The organism is Nitratiruptor tergarcus DSM 16512 (genome assembly GCF_027946175.1).
Classification (GTDB): domain Bacteria; phylum Campylobacterota; class Campylobacteria; order Campylobacterales; family Nitratiruptoraceae; genus Nitratiruptor; species Nitratiruptor tergarcus.
In genome coordinates, this window is sequence record NZ_AP026671.1 from 153508 (window position 1) to 172529 (window position 19022).

At 38.5% G+C, this 19022-nt stretch carries 19 protein-coding genes; 12 read left to right on the forward strand and 7 right to left on the reverse strand.

Translation table 11 applies throughout. From position 1 onward, the window contains the following. Positions 1-5: 5 nt before the first annotated feature. Genes NITER_RS00845 through NITER_RS00860 form a run of 4 tightly spaced genes read left to right on the forward strand, consistent with a single transcriptional unit; the run spans position 6 to position 4171 of the window. On the forward strand, positions 6-980 hold the full coding sequence (locus tag NITER_RS00845; RefSeq protein WP_231988972.1) for a glycosyltransferase: 975 nt from the start codon (positions 6-8) through the stop codon (positions 978-980). Further along, entirely contained in the window at positions 973-2676 is a 1704-nt protein-coding gene (asnB, locus tag NITER_RS00850) for an asparagine synthase (glutamine-hydrolyzing) (protein WP_159445340.1), read from the forward strand. The genes NITER_RS00845 and asnB overlap by 8 nt, the downstream gene beginning before the upstream one ends. Then, positions 2673-3305 carry an SGNH/GDSL hydrolase family protein gene (locus NITER_RS00855; protein ID WP_084276517.1) on the forward strand — a complete coding sequence of 211 codons (633 nt, stop codon included), beginning with the start codon at positions 2673-2675 and terminating at the stop codon, positions 3303-3305. The genes asnB and NITER_RS00855 overlap by 4 nt, the downstream gene beginning before the upstream one ends. Then, positions 3302-4171 (forward strand): glycosyltransferase family 9 protein, encoded by an 870-nt coding sequence (locus tag NITER_RS00860; RefSeq protein WP_084276516.1) that lies wholly within the window; start codon positions 3302-3304, stop codon positions 4169-4171. Before NITER_RS00855 ends, NITER_RS00860 begins: the two co-directional genes overlap by 4 nt. Here the strand turns inward: NITER_RS00860 and NITER_RS00865 are convergent. From NITER_RS00865 to NITER_RS00895, 7 genes are read right to left on the reverse strand one after another with little or no spacing between them, the layout of a single operon-like run. Further along, positions 4166-5368 (reverse strand): hypothetical protein, encoded by a 1203-nt coding sequence (locus NITER_RS00865; protein WP_084276515.1) that lies wholly within the window; start codon positions 5366-5368, stop codon positions 4166-4168. The two genes, NITER_RS00860 and NITER_RS00865, sit on opposite strands and share 6 nt — an antisense overlap. Continuing rightward, on the reverse strand, positions 5361-5615 hold the full coding sequence (locus NITER_RS00870) for a sulfurtransferase TusA family protein (RefSeq protein ID WP_084276514.1): 255 nt from the start codon (positions 5613-5615) through the stop codon (positions 5361-5363). Before NITER_RS00870 ends, NITER_RS00865 begins: the two co-directional genes overlap by 8 nt. After that, on the reverse strand, positions 5612-6043 hold the full coding sequence (locus tag NITER_RS00875) for a hemerythrin domain-containing protein (RefSeq protein ID WP_084276513.1): 432 nt from the start codon (positions 6041-6043) through the stop codon (positions 5612-5614). Before NITER_RS00875 ends, NITER_RS00870 begins: the two co-directional genes overlap by 4 nt. Next, positions 6040-7551 carry an ArnT family glycosyltransferase gene (locus NITER_RS00880; protein ID WP_084276512.1) on the reverse strand — a complete coding sequence of 504 codons (1512 nt, stop codon included), beginning with the start codon at positions 7549-7551 and terminating at the stop codon, positions 6040-6042. The genes NITER_RS00875 and NITER_RS00880 overlap by 4 nt, the downstream gene beginning before the upstream one ends. Beyond that, entirely contained in the window at positions 7541-8107 is a 567-nt protein-coding gene (locus NITER_RS00885) for a phosphatase PAP2 family protein (protein WP_084276511.1), read from the reverse strand. The genes NITER_RS00880 and NITER_RS00885 overlap by 11 nt, the downstream gene beginning before the upstream one ends. Next, positions 8097-9149: an NAD-dependent epimerase gene (locus NITER_RS00890; RefSeq protein WP_084276510.1), complete on the reverse strand. Its 1053-nt coding sequence runs from the start codon at positions 9147-9149 to the stop codon at positions 8097-8099. The genes NITER_RS00885 and NITER_RS00890 overlap by 11 nt, the downstream gene beginning before the upstream one ends. After that, positions 9146-10684 carry a phosphoethanolamine transferase gene (locus NITER_RS00895; RefSeq protein ID WP_084276509.1) on the reverse strand — a complete coding sequence of 513 codons (1539 nt, stop codon included), beginning with the start codon at positions 10682-10684 and terminating at the stop codon, positions 9146-9148. The genes NITER_RS00890 and NITER_RS00895 overlap by 4 nt, the downstream gene beginning before the upstream one ends. Positions 10685-10724: 40 nt before the next feature. Here NITER_RS00895 and NITER_RS00900 point away from each other — a divergent pair, with 40 nt between their 5' ends. From NITER_RS00900 to NITER_RS00935, 8 genes are all read left to right on the forward strand, one after another. Continuing rightward, the gene (locus NITER_RS00900; protein WP_084276508.1) at positions 10725-11510 is read left to right on the forward strand and encodes a 3'-5' exonuclease; all 786 of its coding nucleotides are present in this window, start codon (positions 10725-10727) and stop codon (positions 11508-11510) included. Next, the gene (locus NITER_RS00905) at positions 11497-12405 is read left to right on the forward strand and encodes a PDC sensor domain-containing protein (RefSeq protein ID WP_084276507.1); all 909 of its coding nucleotides are present in this window, start codon (positions 11497-11499) and stop codon (positions 12403-12405) included. Before NITER_RS00900 ends, NITER_RS00905 begins: the two co-directional genes overlap by 14 nt. Next, entirely contained in the window at positions 12402-13016 is a 615-nt protein-coding gene (gene hisH / locus NITER_RS00910) for an imidazole glycerol phosphate synthase subunit HisH (protein ID WP_084276506.1), read from the forward strand. The genes NITER_RS00905 and hisH overlap by 4 nt, the downstream gene beginning before the upstream one ends. Then, the gene (hisA, locus tag NITER_RS00915) at positions 13017-13733 is read left to right on the forward strand and encodes a 1-(5-phosphoribosyl)-5-[(5-phosphoribosylamino)methylideneamino]imidazole-4-carboxamide isomerase (RefSeq protein WP_084276505.1); all 717 of its coding nucleotides are present in this window, start codon (positions 13017-13019) and stop codon (positions 13731-13733) included. It abuts the gene before it with no gap. Between the two features lie 8 nt (positions 13734-13741). Then, entirely contained in the window at positions 13742-14578 is an 837-nt protein-coding gene (locus tag NITER_RS00920) for a 50S ribosomal protein L11 methyltransferase (RefSeq protein ID WP_084276504.1), read from the forward strand. Further along, positions 14571-16583, forward strand: coding sequence for an ATP-dependent zinc metalloprotease FtsH (gene ftsH, locus NITER_RS00925; protein WP_084276503.1), 2013 nt, complete (start codon positions 14571-14573; stop codon positions 16581-16583). The genes NITER_RS00920 and ftsH overlap by 8 nt, the downstream gene beginning before the upstream one ends. Beyond that, positions 16583-17335 carry a CDP-diacylglycerol--serine O-phosphatidyltransferase gene (pssA, locus tag NITER_RS00930; RefSeq protein ID WP_084276502.1) on the forward strand — a complete coding sequence of 251 codons (753 nt, stop codon included), beginning with the start codon at positions 16583-16585 and terminating at the stop codon, positions 17333-17335. Before ftsH ends, pssA begins: the two co-directional genes overlap by 1 nt. Before the next feature lie 130 nt (positions 17336-17465). After that, entirely contained in the window at positions 17466-19016 is a 1551-nt protein-coding gene (locus tag NITER_RS00935) for a 2-isopropylmalate synthase (RefSeq protein WP_084276501.1), read from the forward strand. The last annotated feature ends 6 nt before the right edge of the window (positions 19017-19022 follow it).

A 19022-nucleotide genomic window follows, 5' to 3' on the forward strand; every position in this document is an offset into this window, starting at 1 on the left:
AGATAATGCAGTTTATGGCAAGTCCCAAATTTGTTGGGGCTGAACGAAGCTTTGTGGAGCTGTGCAATGAGCTTGCTAAAAGTGATGAGGTTATTGCAGTTGTTGTAAAAGGGTGTGAGTATAAAGATCGCTTCAGTAAAGATGTAAAAGTGATAGAACTGCGCTCCAATCCTTCCAGATACAATCCACTGCTCTATTTTGAGATTGCTAACATTATTAGACAGTTGCAGCCAGATGTAGTACATACACATTCAGCAAAAGCTACGCAGATACTCTATGTGCTATGGAAATTTATGCGCTTTGCTTTTATTGCTACAAAGCGCAACTCTTCACTCAAAGCCACTATTTTTAACAAAGTCCCCTTTGCTATAGGAGTGAGCAAGGAGGTAGTTGCAAGCATCGCTAATCCTTCTAAAGCTCTTGTCTACAATGGTATAGAGCCAAAACCTCTTGGCGATGTTGCAAAAGAAGATATTTTTACAATGGTAGCTATTGGTATATTGCAGCCAAGAAAAGGTTTTGCCGAGCTTATAGAGGCTGTGAAGGATCTTCCATTTGACTTTCGCGTCTGGATTGTAGGTGAAGGAGAGCAAAGAGGAGAGCTGCAAGATTTCATTGAGAAATTTAATTTAGAAAAAAAAGTGCTGCTTCTAGGACAAAGAGAAGATACACATCTTTTGCAAGCGCGTGCTCATTTGCAAATAATCAATTCAAAAAGAGAAGGCTTTAGCAGAGTTTTAATAGAGGGCTTTTTTTATAGTGATGTGGTAATCTCTACAAAAGTAGCCGGAAGTATAGAGATGCTTCCAGATATCTTTTTATTTGATGATCCTAAGGAGAAAATTCAAGAGGTTTCTGCCAATTACGATTTTTACAAAGAGCAGTTTGGTGTTTTAAAAAAGCAGTACCAAAAGCGCTTTACTCTTGCAAATGTGGCAAGAGAGTATCGCAAAATCTATAAGAGAGTTGCAGGTGTGTAGGATCTTTGGATTTAATGGTAAAAATAGAGAAACTTTAGAGCGAATGAGTGAGGTTTTAGCTCCCGGAGGCCCAGATGATTATGGATTTTTTGAAAGTGAAGCTTTTTCTTTGGGACATAGGAGGCTCTCTATTATCGATTTGAGCTCCCATGCAAAGCAGCCGATGAAGTTTGATAATCTTGTAATAAGCTACAATGGTGAAGTTTACAACTACAATGAGATTAAAAATGAGCTTAGCGAATATAGTTTTTCAACTACTAGTGATACAGAAATTATCCTCAAAGCCTTGCACAAATGGGGATTGGAGGCAGTGCATAAATTTCATGGGATGTTTGCTATAGCGCTGTGGGATAAAAGTACGCAAAAACTCACTCTCATTCGTGATAGAGCAGGAGTGAAGCCACTCTATTACTATTTTGATGGAAAAACATTTATTTTTGCGAGCGAACTCAAAGCTCTCATTCTCCATCCTAAATTTAATAAAAACCTCGATATACGTGCCTCTTCACTCTATTTTCAACTCGGATTTGTACCGGGCAAACACGCTATTTTTCAAAACACATTTAAGCTTCTCCCCGGTCACTATCTCCTCTTTGATGGCAAAAGTGTTGTTACAAAAGAGTATTGGAAACTTCCACAAAAAAAATTAGCAATCTCTTACGAAGAAGCAAAAGAGCAAACAAGAGCGTTGCTGCAAAAAAGTTTTGCATATAGATTGGTAAGTGATGTTGAGGTGGGTCTTTTTTTAAGTGGCGGGATCGATAGCTCCCTGCTAGCAAGCTATCTTGTAAAAAAGAGAAATATCAAGACTTTTACAATTGGTTTTAAGGATGAGCGCTTCAATGAAGCCAAAATTGCTGCACAAACAGCAAAAATTTTAGGAACCAAGCATTATGAGCTCTATTTTGATGTGGATGATCTTTTGCAGCTTTTGCCAAAAATTGCAGAAATTTTTGATGAGCCCTTTGGAGATAGCTCAGCGCTTCCAACCTATCTTGTAGCAAAATTAGCAAGAGAGCATGTCAAAGTAGCGCTCTCAGCTGATGGGGCAGATGAGCTTTTTGGGGGGTATCCTCTCAATTTCAAAAACCAAAAGCGCTTCTTTTTTTATAAGATGCTACGTTTTTTGCGTCCATTCTTGCGAAAAAAGAGAAAATATATGGCTACAAAGAGCTTTTGGGAGTATAAATTAGCACTGCGTTATCGCATCTATCCTGATGAGCTACAAGAGGAGTTTTTGCTTGATGTTTTGGAGTGCGACGAATTATTAGAATGTATGTTTTTATTTGATTTTCACTATTTTTTAGCCGATGATGTGCTTGTCAAAGTTGATCGCACTACAATGGCAAACTCCCTAGAAGCGCGCGAGCCCTATTTGGATCATGACTTAATAGAGTTTGCTTTCTCTTTGCCACTTGCTTATCGACACCATAAGCAAATATTGCGAGATCTTTTGTATGAAGAGCTTCCTCATCTAGCAAAACTTCCAAAACAGGGATTTTCTGTACCTATAAAGTATTGGCTCAGAAACGAGCTCAAAGAGCAGGTATTAGATCTTTTACATACACCAAGTGCAATCGATAGCATCGTCAAAAAAGATACAATTATCAAAGAGTTTTTACGCAGTGGCAAGCGCACCAATGCCATTTGGCTTATGTATATGTTTAGGCTTTGGGAAGAGAGGTATATGCAATGATCTTAGCGCTAGGAGATTGTAACATTGTAGGTGCAAACAGCTTTAAGGGAAAAAACTATATCGATATAGTAGCTGAAAATTTGCAAACAAAAGCGAAAAATTGCGGTATTACTATGAGTACTACAAGAGAAGGGGTAATTCTTTTTAATGAATTTAGCTCTTACAATCCATCTTTAGTGGTTGTTGCATACGGGCTTGTTGATAGCTGGCGTACATTTAAGTATGCTCCCTATGTGCTCTACTATCCAGATAATTTCTTGCGTAAACTTGCTAGAAAAGTTGTAAAAAAGTATAAAAAATTGGCTCGATCATTTGGGCTCAATGAAAAACTAGGACAAAAGTTTGTAGTACCGCCTCAAGAGTATATGCAAAATCTCTCTTTCATTGCAGCAAAGAGCAAGAGAGTACTTTTTATTGAAACTCCTCCCCATCTTACTGAGACCTTTCGCAATCCAGATATCAAACACTATAACCAGCTTATGGCAAAGGTTGCTGCCCAGTATCCTCATGCAGATGTGGTGAAAATTTATGAAGATTTTGCGAAGGATAGCTCACTGTATCTTGATGAGATCCATCTCAATCAAAAAGGGTATGATCTCGTTGCACATAAAATTTTGGAGCGGCTATGAGTATAGGTGTTTTTCGCTATAGTGCTTTAGGCGATATTGCAGCTGCAATTCCTGTATTGCGTGCTTTTAGAAAAAAGCCATTGATTCTCACTTCGCCTCTAGGCCACGCACTTTTAAAAAATGAGTTTGATGATTTTGTCATTTTACAAAATAAAAGTCCTTTTGAAGTAGCACGATTTATCTATACTCTTAAAAAGAGACAACTTGAGCTCTTTATCGATTTGCAAAATAACGATAGAAGCCGTTTTATTCGCTTCTTTTTTAAATCAATCGATAATAGTGGAGTAAGTTTTGAACAAAACGTTACACATATTTTTTATGATATTGCAAAAAAGAGTAATCTAGTGGAGCCTCTTGATTACTCTTTTACAAAAAAGGAGCCAACCTACATTGTGCTCAATACTGGATCGAGCTCAAAATGGGTATCAAAAAGATTACCAGTGCATAAATGGAGGGAGTTTAGTCAAATTCTCACAGATCGCTTTGGGCTCCCTTTTATTCTGACTGGTGATGAGAGTGAGCGGGAGTATGTAGAAGAGATTGCAAAAAATATTGTTGGAAAAAAAGAGGTAGTTGCTGGTAAAACTACTATTCAAGATCTCAAAAAAATTTTACGTGAAGCATATTTGGTTGTCTCGACGGATTCAGCACCTATGCATATAGCTGCTGTACAAAAGACTCCGACAATTGGTCTTTTTGGTGCTACTAACTGGATAGTCTCAGCTCCTTTTGGTCCTTGGAGTGTGGCACTGTGGGATAAGAAGCGCTTTGCAAGGCCTCCGGCAAAAAATCTTCAAATTGTGGGTGACTACTATGAGGGAATTAATCTTCAAGAGGGCTTGCAAAAGCTTGCGTCCTACTTATGATTTTTTAAATTGTGCAAAAGGTGAAGGCTTCTTTTTATAAGTAAAATAGATTCTTACTGGCTTCAAAAGATTTACTCCAAGCAAAACAATAGAGAGAGCAAAAAGCGCTCCAAATATTTTAAGATTGATAAAAAGAGCAAGGAGTGTTGCTATATGTACTCCAAGATGGATGAATGCCAGTTTTTCATTAATCATCTCTTTCATTGTTGGCATATCGAAAAATCCCCATGAGCTAATATGAAACCAACTAAGAAAGGGGATGATTTTATAGAGCATGCCAAAGATGATAGAGGTTGCGAAACCAAAGAGAAACAGCAGAGCAAACTTTTCACTATCTATAAAAAAAAGCAGTGGCAAGAAAAAGAGTGTTATAAGTCCCAACTGCCAAAAGGCTATGCTTGGCTCTTTTATAGCACGCTTGCGCCTCTTTATCTGCTGCAAGAGTAAAACTGCATAGAAAATATAAATAAAAAGGAGCGTTACAAACAGCATAAGAGAGAGCTTTTTATTTATAAAAAGCGTTATGGCACTCAAAACTATGAGTGAAAATCCTACAGGGGCGAGCCACTTTTTATAAAGCTCTGGGATCTCTTGTGTTACATAAAACATGGGAATAACTTGATAGCTCACTCCCATGATTAACAGTCCTACCCATCCAAAGCCAGCAAAGAGTGCATGAGTCAGAAGAAAAGAGGAGTTGGGAGCTTTTTGCAAACCAAAAGAGGCAAGAATATGTGCTCCTAAAGCTGCTGCTATGAAAAAAGAAAAAAGAGCTAGACGCATAGCTATGACTGTATCAGTTGTATGTGGCGCTTTGAAAAGTTTATAAAGCGTTGTGAGTGTAAAAAAGGCTATTGCAAGAAAGAGAAAGAGTGAAGCTAAAAAAAAGAGATTATACCCCTTTTCTAGTGTGAGAAAAAAAAGAATCAAACCGGCTGTAAGTGGGAAAAAGAGTAGAAGTGAAAAGAGTATAGGTCTTTTGAAACTCACTCCCACTACTACTGGTAGCATTTGTTGCAAGGCTCCTATCATGATATAGCCTAAAAACCCAAGAGTAAAGAGATGCAAAGTTCCAAAGGAACTATTTCCAAAAAGGATACTAACCCCTGTAGCTAAACCAAAGATTAAAGCTTCTGTGAAAAAGAGCAGGGGCGCTTCAAAAGGTGGAGCTTGATCGAGCGAGAGCCCTTTAAACATCGATCTGCTCCAGTACTTTTTCTCTATCGCTTGGATAGAAGTAGTAGATATGGTAGATGCTATCTTGCTTTTTTACGAGATACTCTATGCCCATCGGTTTGAGGCGATTAAAGAGATTTACTGGCTCAATGCGATGAATTTGGTGAATAAAGCTCTCACCTTCAAACATACTTTGCAGTTCACTGAGTATCATTTGCATAGGAGCGGGAGGTTCAAAATCGCGCGTATCAACCACGATCTCTCTCATACATCCACCTCTTGCATCTTTTGCATGATCTCTTCTTTGTTAAATGGAAGTTGCTCAGCCATTGTATAGAGGATCTGCTCCTCTTTCATGTTGTGCTGCTGTGTCATTATCATAAACGTCTCACCTAGACCCAATGCTTTATCGCGATTTTTTGCTTCAATCGCTTCGCCAAGTTGATTGATGATGGATCTAATCTGATCATGTTCCATCTTCATCACATAAATTGGCCCTTCACCACTACCGACAAACTCCTCCATTGCCGGAAAAAGGACATCCTCTTCCATTGCAAAATGCTTGAGCATTGCTCTTTTAAAAGGCATAAAAAGCTCTAACGCTTTTTCAAAATCACCTTGGCTGAGTGCCTCTTCTAGTGGTGCATAGAGATTATCACACTCTCTGTGATCTTGTGTCATATACTCTTTTATCATTGTTCATCCTTTAGTTGTATAAGTGCTACACCATTTTTTTGAAAAAGTATAGCAAAATTCTTAAAATGTTTAAGGTTGCTGCGTTTTGTAAAGACAATATTATTTGGCTTTGGCTTGGTGCGAGGAGTGATGTGCCCAAGATAGAAACTAAAAGATGGAGTGTTTATGCCTACCATTTTGATGCTTGTGAGATTGTGCTTCTTTGCATACTGTGCAGCCTCTTTGATAGGCTCTTCTGCAGCGTTTGCATAGACTTTTGCTATGAAGAAATTGAGTGAAATGAGTGTAACAAATCCCATAACGATCGCTGCTTTTTCTTTGGTGCTGCGTAAGAGAAAAAAACTTAAAAGTGTAGCAAAGAGAAAATAGATGATGTAGAGGAGATTAAATTCTAAGCCTTGGACTATATAGTATTCGTAGCTTCCTTGGCGTATCGATTGTAAAACCACATTTTTGATAAAAGGCAGAAGCAAAAAGAGCGCATGAAAAAGAGAATAAGGTAGCAGCAATAAAAAATTTGAGCGCACTTTATCAAAGTAGAGAGCCATAAAAATAAAAAGAGGTGTGTAGCCGTAAATGATATAGTGGGGTAGCTTTGTATGGGAAAATGAGAAAAAAGCAAATACAAACAAAAACCAGATAGCAAGATACTGCTTTAGAGGCGCATCAAACCAGTTTTTAATAAAGCGAAGAGATTTGAGAAAGATGGAGGTAAAAGGCAAAAGCCCAATGAGTATAACGGGAATATAGAAAAAAAAGCCTCCTCTATGCCCCTCCATTGCTTGTGCTGCAAAGCGGTTGAGGTTATGCTTGAGCAAAAAGCCTTCAATAAAGTTTTGCCCCTGATCGAGATACTCTGCTATGTACCAGGGGGCTGCGATTGCAAGAAATATCATAATCCCTACTGGATTAAAGACACTTTTAGCCCAAAAACGCAGATCTTTTCGTAAAAAAAGCAGACTCACAGCCAATGGAATGAGGATAGCCACCGGCCCTTTAGTGAGTACTCCAAAGCCGATTGCTGCAAATGTGAGGTACAAATAGCCTTTTTGGCGAGATTGATAGTAGATGTAGAATGCAAACATACTTGCAGCAATAAACATATTAAGTAGTGCATCAGCTATGGCTGCTTTAGCAATGATAGAGATTTGCAAAGATCCAGCCATAAAAAAGCTTGCCCAAAAGGCGGTTTTTTCATCAAAAAATCTTTTCGTAAACCGGTAGAGCAGATAGACCCACAAAGTTGCAGCTAAAGCGCTAGGAAGGCGCATTGCAAATTCATTGAGTCCAAAAACAGATGCACTAGCAGCTTGCAGCCAGTAGATGAGGATTGGCTTATCAAAACGTAAATTTCCATTGAGGTAGGTAGTAATAAAATTGTGCGAAGTGAGCATCTCTCTTGTAGCTTCGCTAAAAGCTCCTTCATCAAGATTAAAAAGCGGATAGAAGCCAAGTGTAGCGTAAAAACTTAAAAAAACGATAGCAAGAAGGAGTGCTCTATTTTGCAAGCCCCATCCTTTTATATAAAAGCACTGCACTTAAAGTCCCTATCAAAGCTCCAATGAGTACATCACTTATGTAGTGTTGTGCTAGGACAACGCGACTTGCTGCAACTAAAAGAGCAAGAAACCAAAAGATATAGCGATATTTTGGAAAAATGAGTCCTAAACTTACCATAGCAGCAAATGCGGTAGTGGTATGGCCTGAGGGCATAGACCAAAATTTTCCTTTGAGCTCGAAAAACTGTGGAGTAGTAAGATGCTCACTAAAAAAGAGCTTTGGACGAGGACGGCTGATGAGAATTTTAAGTGCAGTTGTAATGAGACCAGCAACAATGACACTTGTAAATAAAAAGAGTCCTTTTTTTGCTTTGGCAGGATCACTTTTTCTAAAAAAAAGATACGCCCCTAAACCTGCAAGGAGATAGGGAACGGCGTTGCCAAGATGTGTAATGAGAGAGAAAAAGGGATAGGAGTGATTATGAAAAAAGAGTGCTACATCGTAATCAAGCCATAGGATACTTGCAATTACAATGAGTAAAACAGCTACGATCTTATACGCCATAAAACTCCCTATACCATTTAACAAATTGCTCTACGCCGTATTCGATTGGAGTACCTGGCTTATAGCCAAGATCGCGCTCAAGAGCAGTAGTATCAGCCCACGTAGCTGGTACATCACCAGGTTGAATTGGCAGCATATTTTTCTTTGCTTCTTTGCCTAGCGCTTTTTCTATCGCTTTGATAAAGTCCATAAGCTCTACTGGAGATCCATTACCGATATTATAAACGCGATATGGGGCATTGGAGCTTGCAGGATTTGGTCTGCGTCCGCTCCAGCATGCGTCCGGTTGAGCTGGATTATCAATGACACGTACTACACCTTCTACAATATCATCGATATATGTAAAATCCCTCTTCATCTTTCCATAATTAAACACATCTATAGGCCTATCTTCTAAAATTGCTTTCGTAAACAAAAAGAGCGCCATATCTGGTCTTCCCCAGGGACCATAGACAGTAAAGAAACGCAGACCCGTTGTAGGAATACCATACAGATGACTGTAGGTGTGTGCCATAAGCTCATTGCTCTTTTTACTTGCTGCATAGAGACTAATTGGGTGATCTACATTATCTTCCACGCTAAAGGGCATGCGCTCATTAAGCCCATAGACGCTTGAGCTAGAAGCATAGGCAAGATGTTCTACCTCGTTGTGGCGGCAGGCTTCCAAAATATTGAGAAAACCCACTATATTGCTTTGGATATAGGCATCAGGATTGGTCAAAGAGTAGCGCACGCCTGCTTGAGCTGCGAGATTGCAGACATGTGTTGGTTTATGCTCTTTGAAGATAGCTTCAATTGCAGATTTATCTTCAAGATCGATGCGGTAAAATATGTGATTGGGATATTTTTTGCTCTTGTAGCGCTTTGCAAATGTATAATCCTCCTTTTCAAAGCCTAGCTCTTTGAGCCTTCCATATTTAACGCGAATATCGTAGTAGTCATTGATATTATCTATTCCAATAACCTCATCGCCGCGCTCAAGCAATCTCTTTGCTAAGTGAAATCCTATAAATCCAGCTGTGCCAGTTACAACTATTTTCATTGAAGTTTTCCTTTTTTTGTGTAGCGTAAAAATCCCTTTTCACCAGCTATTCCTACACCATTAATATAGTAGCTGCCATCTTCATTGGGATTATGAACTGCAAAACCTAAAGTTTTAGCTATGATTTTACCAAATTGGTAGTGAGAAATGACACTACTTAAGTTAAAATCTTTTGTAATTTGGATTGGGCACGATTTTGTATAGTATATGAGCAGTGGTACTTTTGCATCTGCAAATCCCAAATAGACATGCCCAAACCTTCCACCCTCATCTTTATCTCCCATCATCTCTCCATGATCAGAGGTAAAAAAGACCACACTGCATCCAGGCAGCGTATCTGCTTTTTGAAAAACAGTATGGAGGATATAGTCTGTATAACGCACAGAGTTGAGGTAACTATGGAACATATACCCTTTATAGGGAAGGTCTTTAAATGGAAATTGGTAAAAGCGAGGTGGAGTATATTTTTCATAAGGTGAGTGGGAGTTGCGCTGGTGCAAGATGATGAAGTTGGATCTATTAAAATCGACTGTGTCGAGATAGTTGGCAAGAAGCTCATCATATCCATGGAAAACTTTAGTTACATCAGAAAAGTCTGAAAGCACACCTCCTATGACAAAGAGATTTTGTGTGGTGATGTAGTGTGTTTTGTAGCCTTGCTCTTTTGCTAAATGTAAAAGGTTGGTATCTGGTTTTACAAGGGGCGTTATGTTTTGCGGTTCACGCTTGAGAGCAAAGAAGGTAGGCACACTTACATCTGTTGTTACACCAGCACTATAACCCCAAGTGTAGTGAAAATTTGGTGCAAATTTGAGTTTGTCAAGGTAGGGGGTTGATTCTTTTGGATATCCAAAAAGGCTCATATATTTTGCGTTGAGACTCTCCCCCATGACAACTATAATATTTTGCGGGAGAGGTTTTTTGAGTTTTGTGACTTTATATGGTTTAAAGTGCGGTTTGTTTTGCTTTTTGAATGCCTCTTTTGCTATATACCATGAGAGTGCGTTGAATGTGTTTTTAAAAGAGAAAGAGGTTGCTTTTGGCAGATAGATATATGCTCTTTTGCGTTTAATTGCTGATATTGGTCCAATGAGGAGTAAGAATAGGATAAAAAGAGGCATATACTTTATACGCACAGCTTGCGCTCTTCGTAAAAAGAGGCTTAAAGCGATTATTTGGATGAGATAGAGCAAAAGAGGTACATAGGTATAGCGGATAACATCAGCAAGCGTATCGATGATTTCTGGGATCTGATCTGCCAAGCCAATTTCGTAGGGCATGAGGTATGAGTGAAAATAGCTAAAGTGAAAGAGTTGTACAAAAGAGAGTGTTGCGATAAAAAGAGCGAAGATTAAACGTATCCAGTACTTTTGTACTGTCAAAATCAAAAATGAGAGGAGATATAAAGCTGCAAGCTCTTTGAAAATGGAGGGAACAAATACGAAAAAGTTTTTATGGATAAGCATGAAGAGGATATCTGGAAATAAAAAGAGTATTGTAAGAATAAATGCATTGATGAAATGTCTTTTTAGCAAAGAGAATCCTTTTTCAGTATAATTCCAATAAAGGAGAGTAATGATTTGTGTTTTTGATTGTGAAACTATACCAGATATAGAGCTTGTGCGCAAAACCTTTGATGTAAAAGGTGATGATTATGAAGCAAGTATGCAAGCTCTTGCACAATTTCAATCACAAAACAGTACTACTTTTTTGCCTCATCCATATCATAAAGTAGTAGCCATCAGTGCTGTCTTTGCAGATGATTTGGGGCGATTTATAAAAGTTGGAACCTTTCCAGGAGAGAGTGAAAAAGAGATAATTGAGGAGTTTTTAGGCTATTTAGATAGGAGCAATCCTAAACTAGTCTCTTTTAATGGAAGAGGTTTTGATATACCGATGCTTTTGCTGCGAGCTATGAAATATAATCTCTCCTGCCCAGCCTATTTTGAGCAAGATAATGTGGAGCTAAACAAAACTAAATGGGAGAATTACCGTTCACGCTATTCGGAGCAGTTTCATCTAGATCTTTTGGATGTACTTGGCAATTATGGTGCTGTAAGAAGCTTAAAACTCGATACCCTCTGCCAAATGGTAGGTATTCCTGGTAAATTTGATGTTAGTGGCGATCAGGTAATGGAACTTTATTATAAAAATGAAAAAGAAAAAATTAAAGAGTATTGTGAAAGCGATGTTATAAATACATATCTACTTTTTTTAAAATATGAACTGCTCAAAGGAAACCTCACGCACACAGACTATAGGGCAATTTTGGCGCGTATGCAAGAAAAATTCCCTCAAGATAAAAGCTACTCGCAAACCTTTTTAGATTTTTTGCAAAAGGAAATAGATGATAGTAACTGAGATTGAAGAGTTTTCAGAGATACGTGTACGGGCAAGGGCTTATCTATGTTTTTTGCTCCAAAGATATATTCCCAACTATGTTCCTGAGCCTTCACTAGACAATATTATCAATGCTTTAAAGATTTTGAAAAAAGAGCTACCACAAGCAGAAGCTTTTTATATTTTGGATAAGAAGGGTATGCAGATAATTGATGCAATTTCCAATAATCCTGAATATAGAAGAGGCAAAGGGATCAATAGAAGTATGCGCGCTTACTATTACCGTGCTGTAAGAGAGAAACGGTGTATTCTTACAGATCCCTATCCCTCTTTGCTTTCTCACAATCTTACCGTAACTGCTTCGTATCCTGTTTATGATGATAATAAGCAGCTTGCTTTTATTGTTTGTGTTGATATCTCGTTAAAAGATCTTTTGAAGCTTTTTCACCCTTCCTCAATCGATTCCTATTTTGGCCATTTTACCAAGATCTCCTATAGCTTTTTTTCTCTTGCGCTCTTAATCGTTGCGATATTGCTACTTTTAAAAGGTGTGGGAAGTTTTTTTATAATGGCATTTGAGCTGAGACATATAAATATAAAAGAGATTTTTGAATCGACTATTTTGATTACCCTTTCTCTGGCCATTTTTGATCTTGTTAAAACGCTTTTTGAAGAGGAGGTTCTTGGGCGGCATAAGAAGCGAGAAGCAAGCGATATTCACAAAACTATGATTAGATTTTTGGGATCAATCGTGATAGCACTCTCTATAGAAGCCTTGATGCTCGTATTTAAATTTGCTATTATTGACCCGCAAAAAATTATGTTTGCAGTATATCTCATAGGGGCTGTGACACTGCTGCTTTTTGGCCTCTCATTTTATCTCAAGTCAATTAGCAACATCAAAGAGGAAGAATGAAGATAGCAATTATTGATTATAATATGGGAAATCTTCGCAGTGTATCAAATGCTTTTGAAAAGATTGGAAACCCAGCAACTATCGAAAAAGATCCAGAAAAACTCAAAGAGTACGATAAACTTATCCTCCCAGGAGTAGGTGCTTTTGGTGATGCGATGGAGCATTTGAGGCAAAGCGCTCTTCAAGAGGCAATTATAGAGTTTGCTCAAAGTGGAAAACCTATACTTGGAATTTGCCTTGGGATGCAGCTTCTTTTTGAAAAGAGTTACGAGTTTGGCGAGCATCAAGGGCTCGGACTTATTCCAGGAGAGGTTGTACCATTTGATAAGAGCCGCTTTGAGCATAGGCTCAAGGTTCCGCATATGGGATGGAATGAGCTTTTTGTGCAAAAAGAGACCCCCATTTTTCGAGGACTTCCCCAGGCCTTCTATCTTTACTTTGTTCATAGTTACCATGCTGTGTGTGACGATGCATATGCGATAGGCAAAACAGTGTATGGGTATGAGTTTGTGAGTGCTGTGCAAAAAGAGAATATCTTTGGCTTGCAGCCGCATCCAGAAAAATCCCATGAGAACGGTTTGAAGATTTTAAAAAATTTTGTGGAGTTATAGATGGAAATATTACCGGCAATTGATTTAAAAGATGGAAAATGTGTGAGACTGACAAAAGGATTGATGGAGAGCGCAAAGATCTATAGTGATGAGCCTGCGGAGATTGCAAAACGCTTTGAGCAGATGGGTGCAAGGTGGTTACATCTTGTGGATCTCAATGGTGCCTTTGCAGGTGAGCCAAAAAACTTGAAGCAGATTGAAAAGATCCGCAAAAATACAAATCTCAAAATTGAACTAGGTGGCGGAATTCGTGATGAAGAGACTATCAAGCGCTATATAGATTTAGGCATCAATAGAGTTATACTAGGATCCATCGCAGCCAAAAACCCTTCTTTTGTAAAAGATATGGCTGCGAAGTATCCAGTTGCAGTGGGTATTGATGCGATAGATGGATATGTGGCAGTAGAAGGTTGGGCAGAGACTTCAACAATGAAGGCAACTGATCTGGCAAAAGAGTTTGCAAAAAGTGGCGTTGAAGCAATTATCTGCACAGATGTTAGTAAAGATGGCACTCTTAGTGGAGTAAACAAAGATTTTACTTTATCTATAGCAAAGGCGAGTGGTGTGCCCACAATTGCTAGTGGAGGGGTAAAAGATCTGCAAGATATTATTACGCTATTGCGAACCAGAGGAATTGCGGGAGTAATTGTGGGAAAAGCTTTCTATGAAGGAACACTCGATCTGCGCAAAGCATTTGAGCTCGTAGAGCGTCGATAGGTAGGGTGATGCAAGAGTATTATTATGAGACATCTATTACAGTAGATAAGTTTCGTGATGAAATAGAGAGCTTTTTGATGGATCATTTCTATAATGGTATAGAAGAAAGGGGTAATACACTCATTTTGCGTAGTGAAGATCCTCTTTCATCTACTCTCAAAAAGTTGGAAGAGTATGTGAAATCTTTGGAAGAGATATTTGATGAAACAATTTCACTCAAAATAGAGCAAGAAAAAAAGAGAAACAGTGACTGGATTGAGAAATTCAAAAAAAGTATTACTCCTGTAGAGGTAGGGGAGTTTTATATCTATCCAGGTTGGTATGAGCCAAAAGAGGGAAAGATTTCTATACAAATCGATCCAGCTCTTGCTTTTGGAAGTGGTCATCATGAAACTACTCGCGGCTGTTTGCTAGCTTTACAAAAATATGTTAAAAAGGGTGATAGCGTTTTAGATGTTGGAACAGGAAGCGGTATTTTAGCAATTGCAGCTACGAAACTTGGGGCAGATGTAGATATTTGTGATACAGACGAATTAGCTATAAAAGAGGCAAAAAAGAATTTTGCCTTAAACAGTGCTGAGTTTCAGCATGCTTGGATAGGTTCAGCAGCTAACGCTAAAAAAAAGTATGATATAGTAATAGCCAATATTGTCGCAGATGTTTTGATGATGATAGCCAGAGATCTCAAGAATGCCACAAATGAGGGAGGTATCCTAATCCTCTCTGGCATTATAGAAAAGTATCGCGACAAAGTATATGAAAAATTTGCACTACCACTAGTAGAAGAGATACAAGAAGGAGAGTGGATAACAATGATTTTACAAAACAGGGGAGCGAATGAATAAGACACCAAATAAAAAACCGCAAAATGACAATTTTTTCAATAAAAATCCATTACTAACTTTTGCGATTTTTTCGGTTATTTTAATACTACTTTTCAAATCAATTTTGGAGCCTTCTAACACTTTAGGACAGGGTGCCAAGCAGCATATGATGGGTGCCCCTATTCAAAAAACCAAAGAGATAAGTTATAGTGAGCTCAAAAAGCTCATTGAGCAGGGGCAGGTACAGTATGTAGCAATTGGACAAAAGGTTATTAAAGCGGTTGCTAATGAAGGCGGTTATAAAGTAATCTATTTTGCTAATAGAGTGCCAGACGATACCTCTTTGATTCCACTGTTAGAAAAGAAGGGGATCGATTATGGTGGCTTTAGTGAAAGCAACTGGTTAACGGAGATGATTTTTGGATGGGTAATACCTATCTTTATCTTTTTTGCTATCTGGATGTTTTTGGCAAGCCGCATGCAAAAGAGTGTGGGAAGTGGCATTCTTGGCATGGGGAGTGCTAAAAAGCTCATTAATTCAGAACGCCCAAAAGTTAAATTTAGTGATGTTGCTGGAGTTGAGGAGGCAAAAGAGGAGGTTAAAGAGATCGTGGACTTCCTCAAACATCCTCAGCGCTATATTCGTTTAGGAGCCAAAATTCCTAAAGGTGTTCTTTTAGTTGGACCTCCAGGAACCGGTAAGACGCTTCTTGCAAAAGCTGTAGCAGGTGAAGCGGATGTGCCTTTTTTTGCTGTAAGTGGAAGTAGTTTTATAGAGATGTTTGTAGGTGTTGGTGCTGCGCGTGTACGCGATCTCTTCGAGCAGGCAAAAAAAGAGGCACCAAGTATTATTTTTATTGACGAGATTGATGCGATTGGAAAGAGTAGAGCTGCAGCAGGTCCTATTGGTGGAAATGATGAGAGAGAGCAGACGCTTAACCAGTTATTGGCTGAAATGGATGGTTTTGATAGCTCTGAATCTCCAGTGATAGTTTTGGCTGCAACCAATAGACCAGAAGTACTAGATCCTGCTCTTTTAAGACCAGGGAGATTTGATAGAACTGTTGTGGTAGACAAGCCTGATTTTGAAGGGCGTTTGGCTATTCTTAAAGTACATGTCAAACATATCAAACTCGATCCAAATGTGGATCTTGAAGAGATTGCTAGACTTACTGCTGGGCTTGCTGGAGCAGACTTGGCAAATATAGTTAATGAAGCAGCACTTTTAGCTGGTAGAAAAAATAAAGAAAAGGTTGAGCAAGAGGATCTCCTTGAAGCTGTTGAGCGAGCAATTGCAGGTTTAGAGAAAAAGAGTAGACGTATCAGTCCAAAAGAGAAAAGAATTGTTGCATACCATGAGAGTGGACATGCGCTCATTGCTGAAACTACGCCGGGAGCAAAAAAGGTTACAAAAGTCTCTATTATTCCTCGTGGTTTAGCAGCACTTGGATATACACTCAATACTCCTGAAGAGAATAAGTATCTTATGACAAAAAGTGAACTTGTAGCTGAAATTGATACACTTCTTGGTGGACGTGCGGCTGAGGAAGTTTTTATAGGTGAGATTACAACAGGTGCAGCAAACGATCTTGAACGTGCTACTGATATAGTTAAAGCTATGATAAGCATGTATGGAATGAGTGAAGTAGCTGGACTTATGGTCTTAGAAAAACAGCGCAATATGTTTTTAGGTGGCGGTATGCAACCAGTAAAAGAGTATAGTGAGAAGTTAGCAGAAGAGATTGATGAGTTTATTAAGCATTTTCTCAATGATCGCTATGAGCATGTGAAAAATCGTCTCAAAGAGTATGCACCAGCAATTGAGCAGATGGTAAAAGTCCTCTTTGAAAAAGAGGTGATAGAGGGAAAAGAGGTAAGAGAGATTATTAAAGAGTTTGAGGAAAAAGAGGGCAAAGAGTCGCTTCTTGTAGATGAGAATGGTGATGATATTGAAAAAGCAAAAAAAGAGGCACAAAAACATAAAGAAGAGCAGAATCAAGAAGAGCATAAGAGTGAAGGGGCTTAGTGGAGAAACATTCTTTTGATATTCGCTATCTATTTCCAAATTTTTTTACTGCACTAAGTGCATTTTTAGGAGTGATAAGCATTATCGCTTCTATACATAATGAGTATGAAAAAGCAGCATGGCTGATATTCATCTCACTCATTTTAGATGGAATAGATGGAAGAGTTGCAAGAATGACAAATGCTACAAGTAAATTTGGTGTAGAGTTTGATTCATTAGCCGATCTTGTAGCATTTGGAGTGGCCCCTGCCATACTTCTTTATCAAGCCATTGGGAGCCACTTTGGAAAATTTGGATCATTGGTAGCTGCACTTTTTGTTGTGTTTGGAGCTATCAGGCTTGCGAGATTTAATGTCATGGCTCCAAGCAGTGAACCATCAGTTTTTATAGGTGTCCCTATTCCTACTGCAGCTGTCTTTGTCGCCGGTTGGGTGATGCTTTACCAAAAATATGGATTAGCACATTTCTCTTTTGCAATTTTAGTTGGAGCACTCTGTGTTGCGCTTTTGATGGTGAGCAATATTCGTTATCCAAGCTTTAAAAAAATAGATTTTAAAAAGCATCAGGTTGTAAAAATTTTGGTCATAATGGTTATTGTTCTTGCAGTTCTCTATCTCTATCCTGCTGAATTTGTTACAATAATGATTACTCTCTTTATTTGTGCAGGAGTTGTGAGAACGGTCTATTTTCTCTTCAAAAGAAAAATACGCTATAATAATGGAAAAATTTTATCAAAGGAAAAAGATGAGTGATATAGGTGTCATCAAGGCACAAAAATATTTGCCAAAAATAGAAATCAAAAATCTTCTCCTACGCTTCTAATCTCCTATCATACTATTTATAATACAATAATTAAATTACAATTATGATAAAGGATCTACTATGAAAGAGCAAGTAAAAATTTTTGATACAACTTTGCGTGATGGAGAGCAGAGTCCTGGTGCTTCAATGAATACTGAAGAGAAGATACAGATAGCAAAGCAGCTTGAAAAGTTGGGAGTAGATATTATTGAGGCTGGTTTTGCAGCTGCAAGTCCAGGGGATTTTGAAGCAATTAGAAAGATTAGCGAAGTGGTGAACAAAAGCACTGTATGCTCACTTGCGCGTGCCCTTGAAAAGGATATCAAAGCAGCGGGTGAAGCGATTGCTCCAGCTAAATTCAAGCGCATTCATACATTTATTGCTACGAGCCCGATTCACATGAAATACAAACTCCGCATGGAGCCAGAAGAGGTTATTAAAAGGGCAATTGAAGCGGTAAAGTATGCAAAAACTTTCGTAAATGATGTAGAGTTTAGCTGTGAAGATGCTGGACGAAGTGAGATGGCTTTTTTAAAAGAGATAATTGCTGCAGTCATTGAAGCCGGTGCAAAGACTATCAATATTCCTGATACTGTAGGATACCGTTTTCCTCATGAAATGGGTGAGATGATAAAAGAGCTCAAAGATTTTATAGGAGAGAGGGCAATTATATCGGTGCACTGCCATAACGATCTTGGCTTGGCAGTGGCCAACTCTCTTTATAGTGTTTTAAATGGTGCAAGACAGGTTGAGTGTACCATCAATGGACTTGGAGAGAGAGCAGGTAATGCTGCTTTGGAAGAGATTGTGATGGCTATAAAGACAAGAAAAGATATCTTTGATGGCATTGATACAAACATCAATACAAAAGAGATCTATCCTACAAGCCGCCTTGTAGCAGCAATTACTGGTATTGAGCCGCAACCTAACAAAGCGATTGTAGGTAAAAATGCTTTTGCCCATGAGAGTGGTATTCATCAAGATGGAGTTTTAAAACATCAAGAGACTTATGAGATAATGCGTGCAGAAGATATTGGCCTTGATCGCAATGCAATTGTACTTGGCAAACACTCTGGACGACACGCCTTCAAAAAGCGTATAGAGGATCTTGGGTTTACTTTAAGTGAAGAGGAGATCAATAAAGCCTTTGAACGCTTCAAAGTACTTGCAGATAAGAAAAAAGAGATAACTGATGATGATATTCGCATGCTTATTACCAATGAGATTGCTAGTGCGCCAGAAGTCTATAAGCTCAAAAAACTCCAAATAAGTGATTGTAGTGAAGGGGTTCCAAGTGCGGCTGTGACAATTGAGTTTGATGGCAAAGAGATAACTGATGCAGGAATTGGTGATGGAACAATCGATGCGATTTTTAAAACAATAGATCGTATAAGTGGTTATAAAGGTACGCTCAACGATTATCAAGTAGCAGCGGTAAGTAAAGGAAAAGATGCATTAGCAAAAGTAGTGGTTAAAGTTGTATTTGATGAGAAGAAACCAGCAGTTATAGGGCATGGTTTAAGTATCGATACGATGATAGCAAGCGCTAAAGCTTATGTAAGCGCGCTCAATAGCTATATATCTATGAAAGATATGCTAAAAGTCAAAAAAATGTCAGAAAATGATATATAAAAAAGA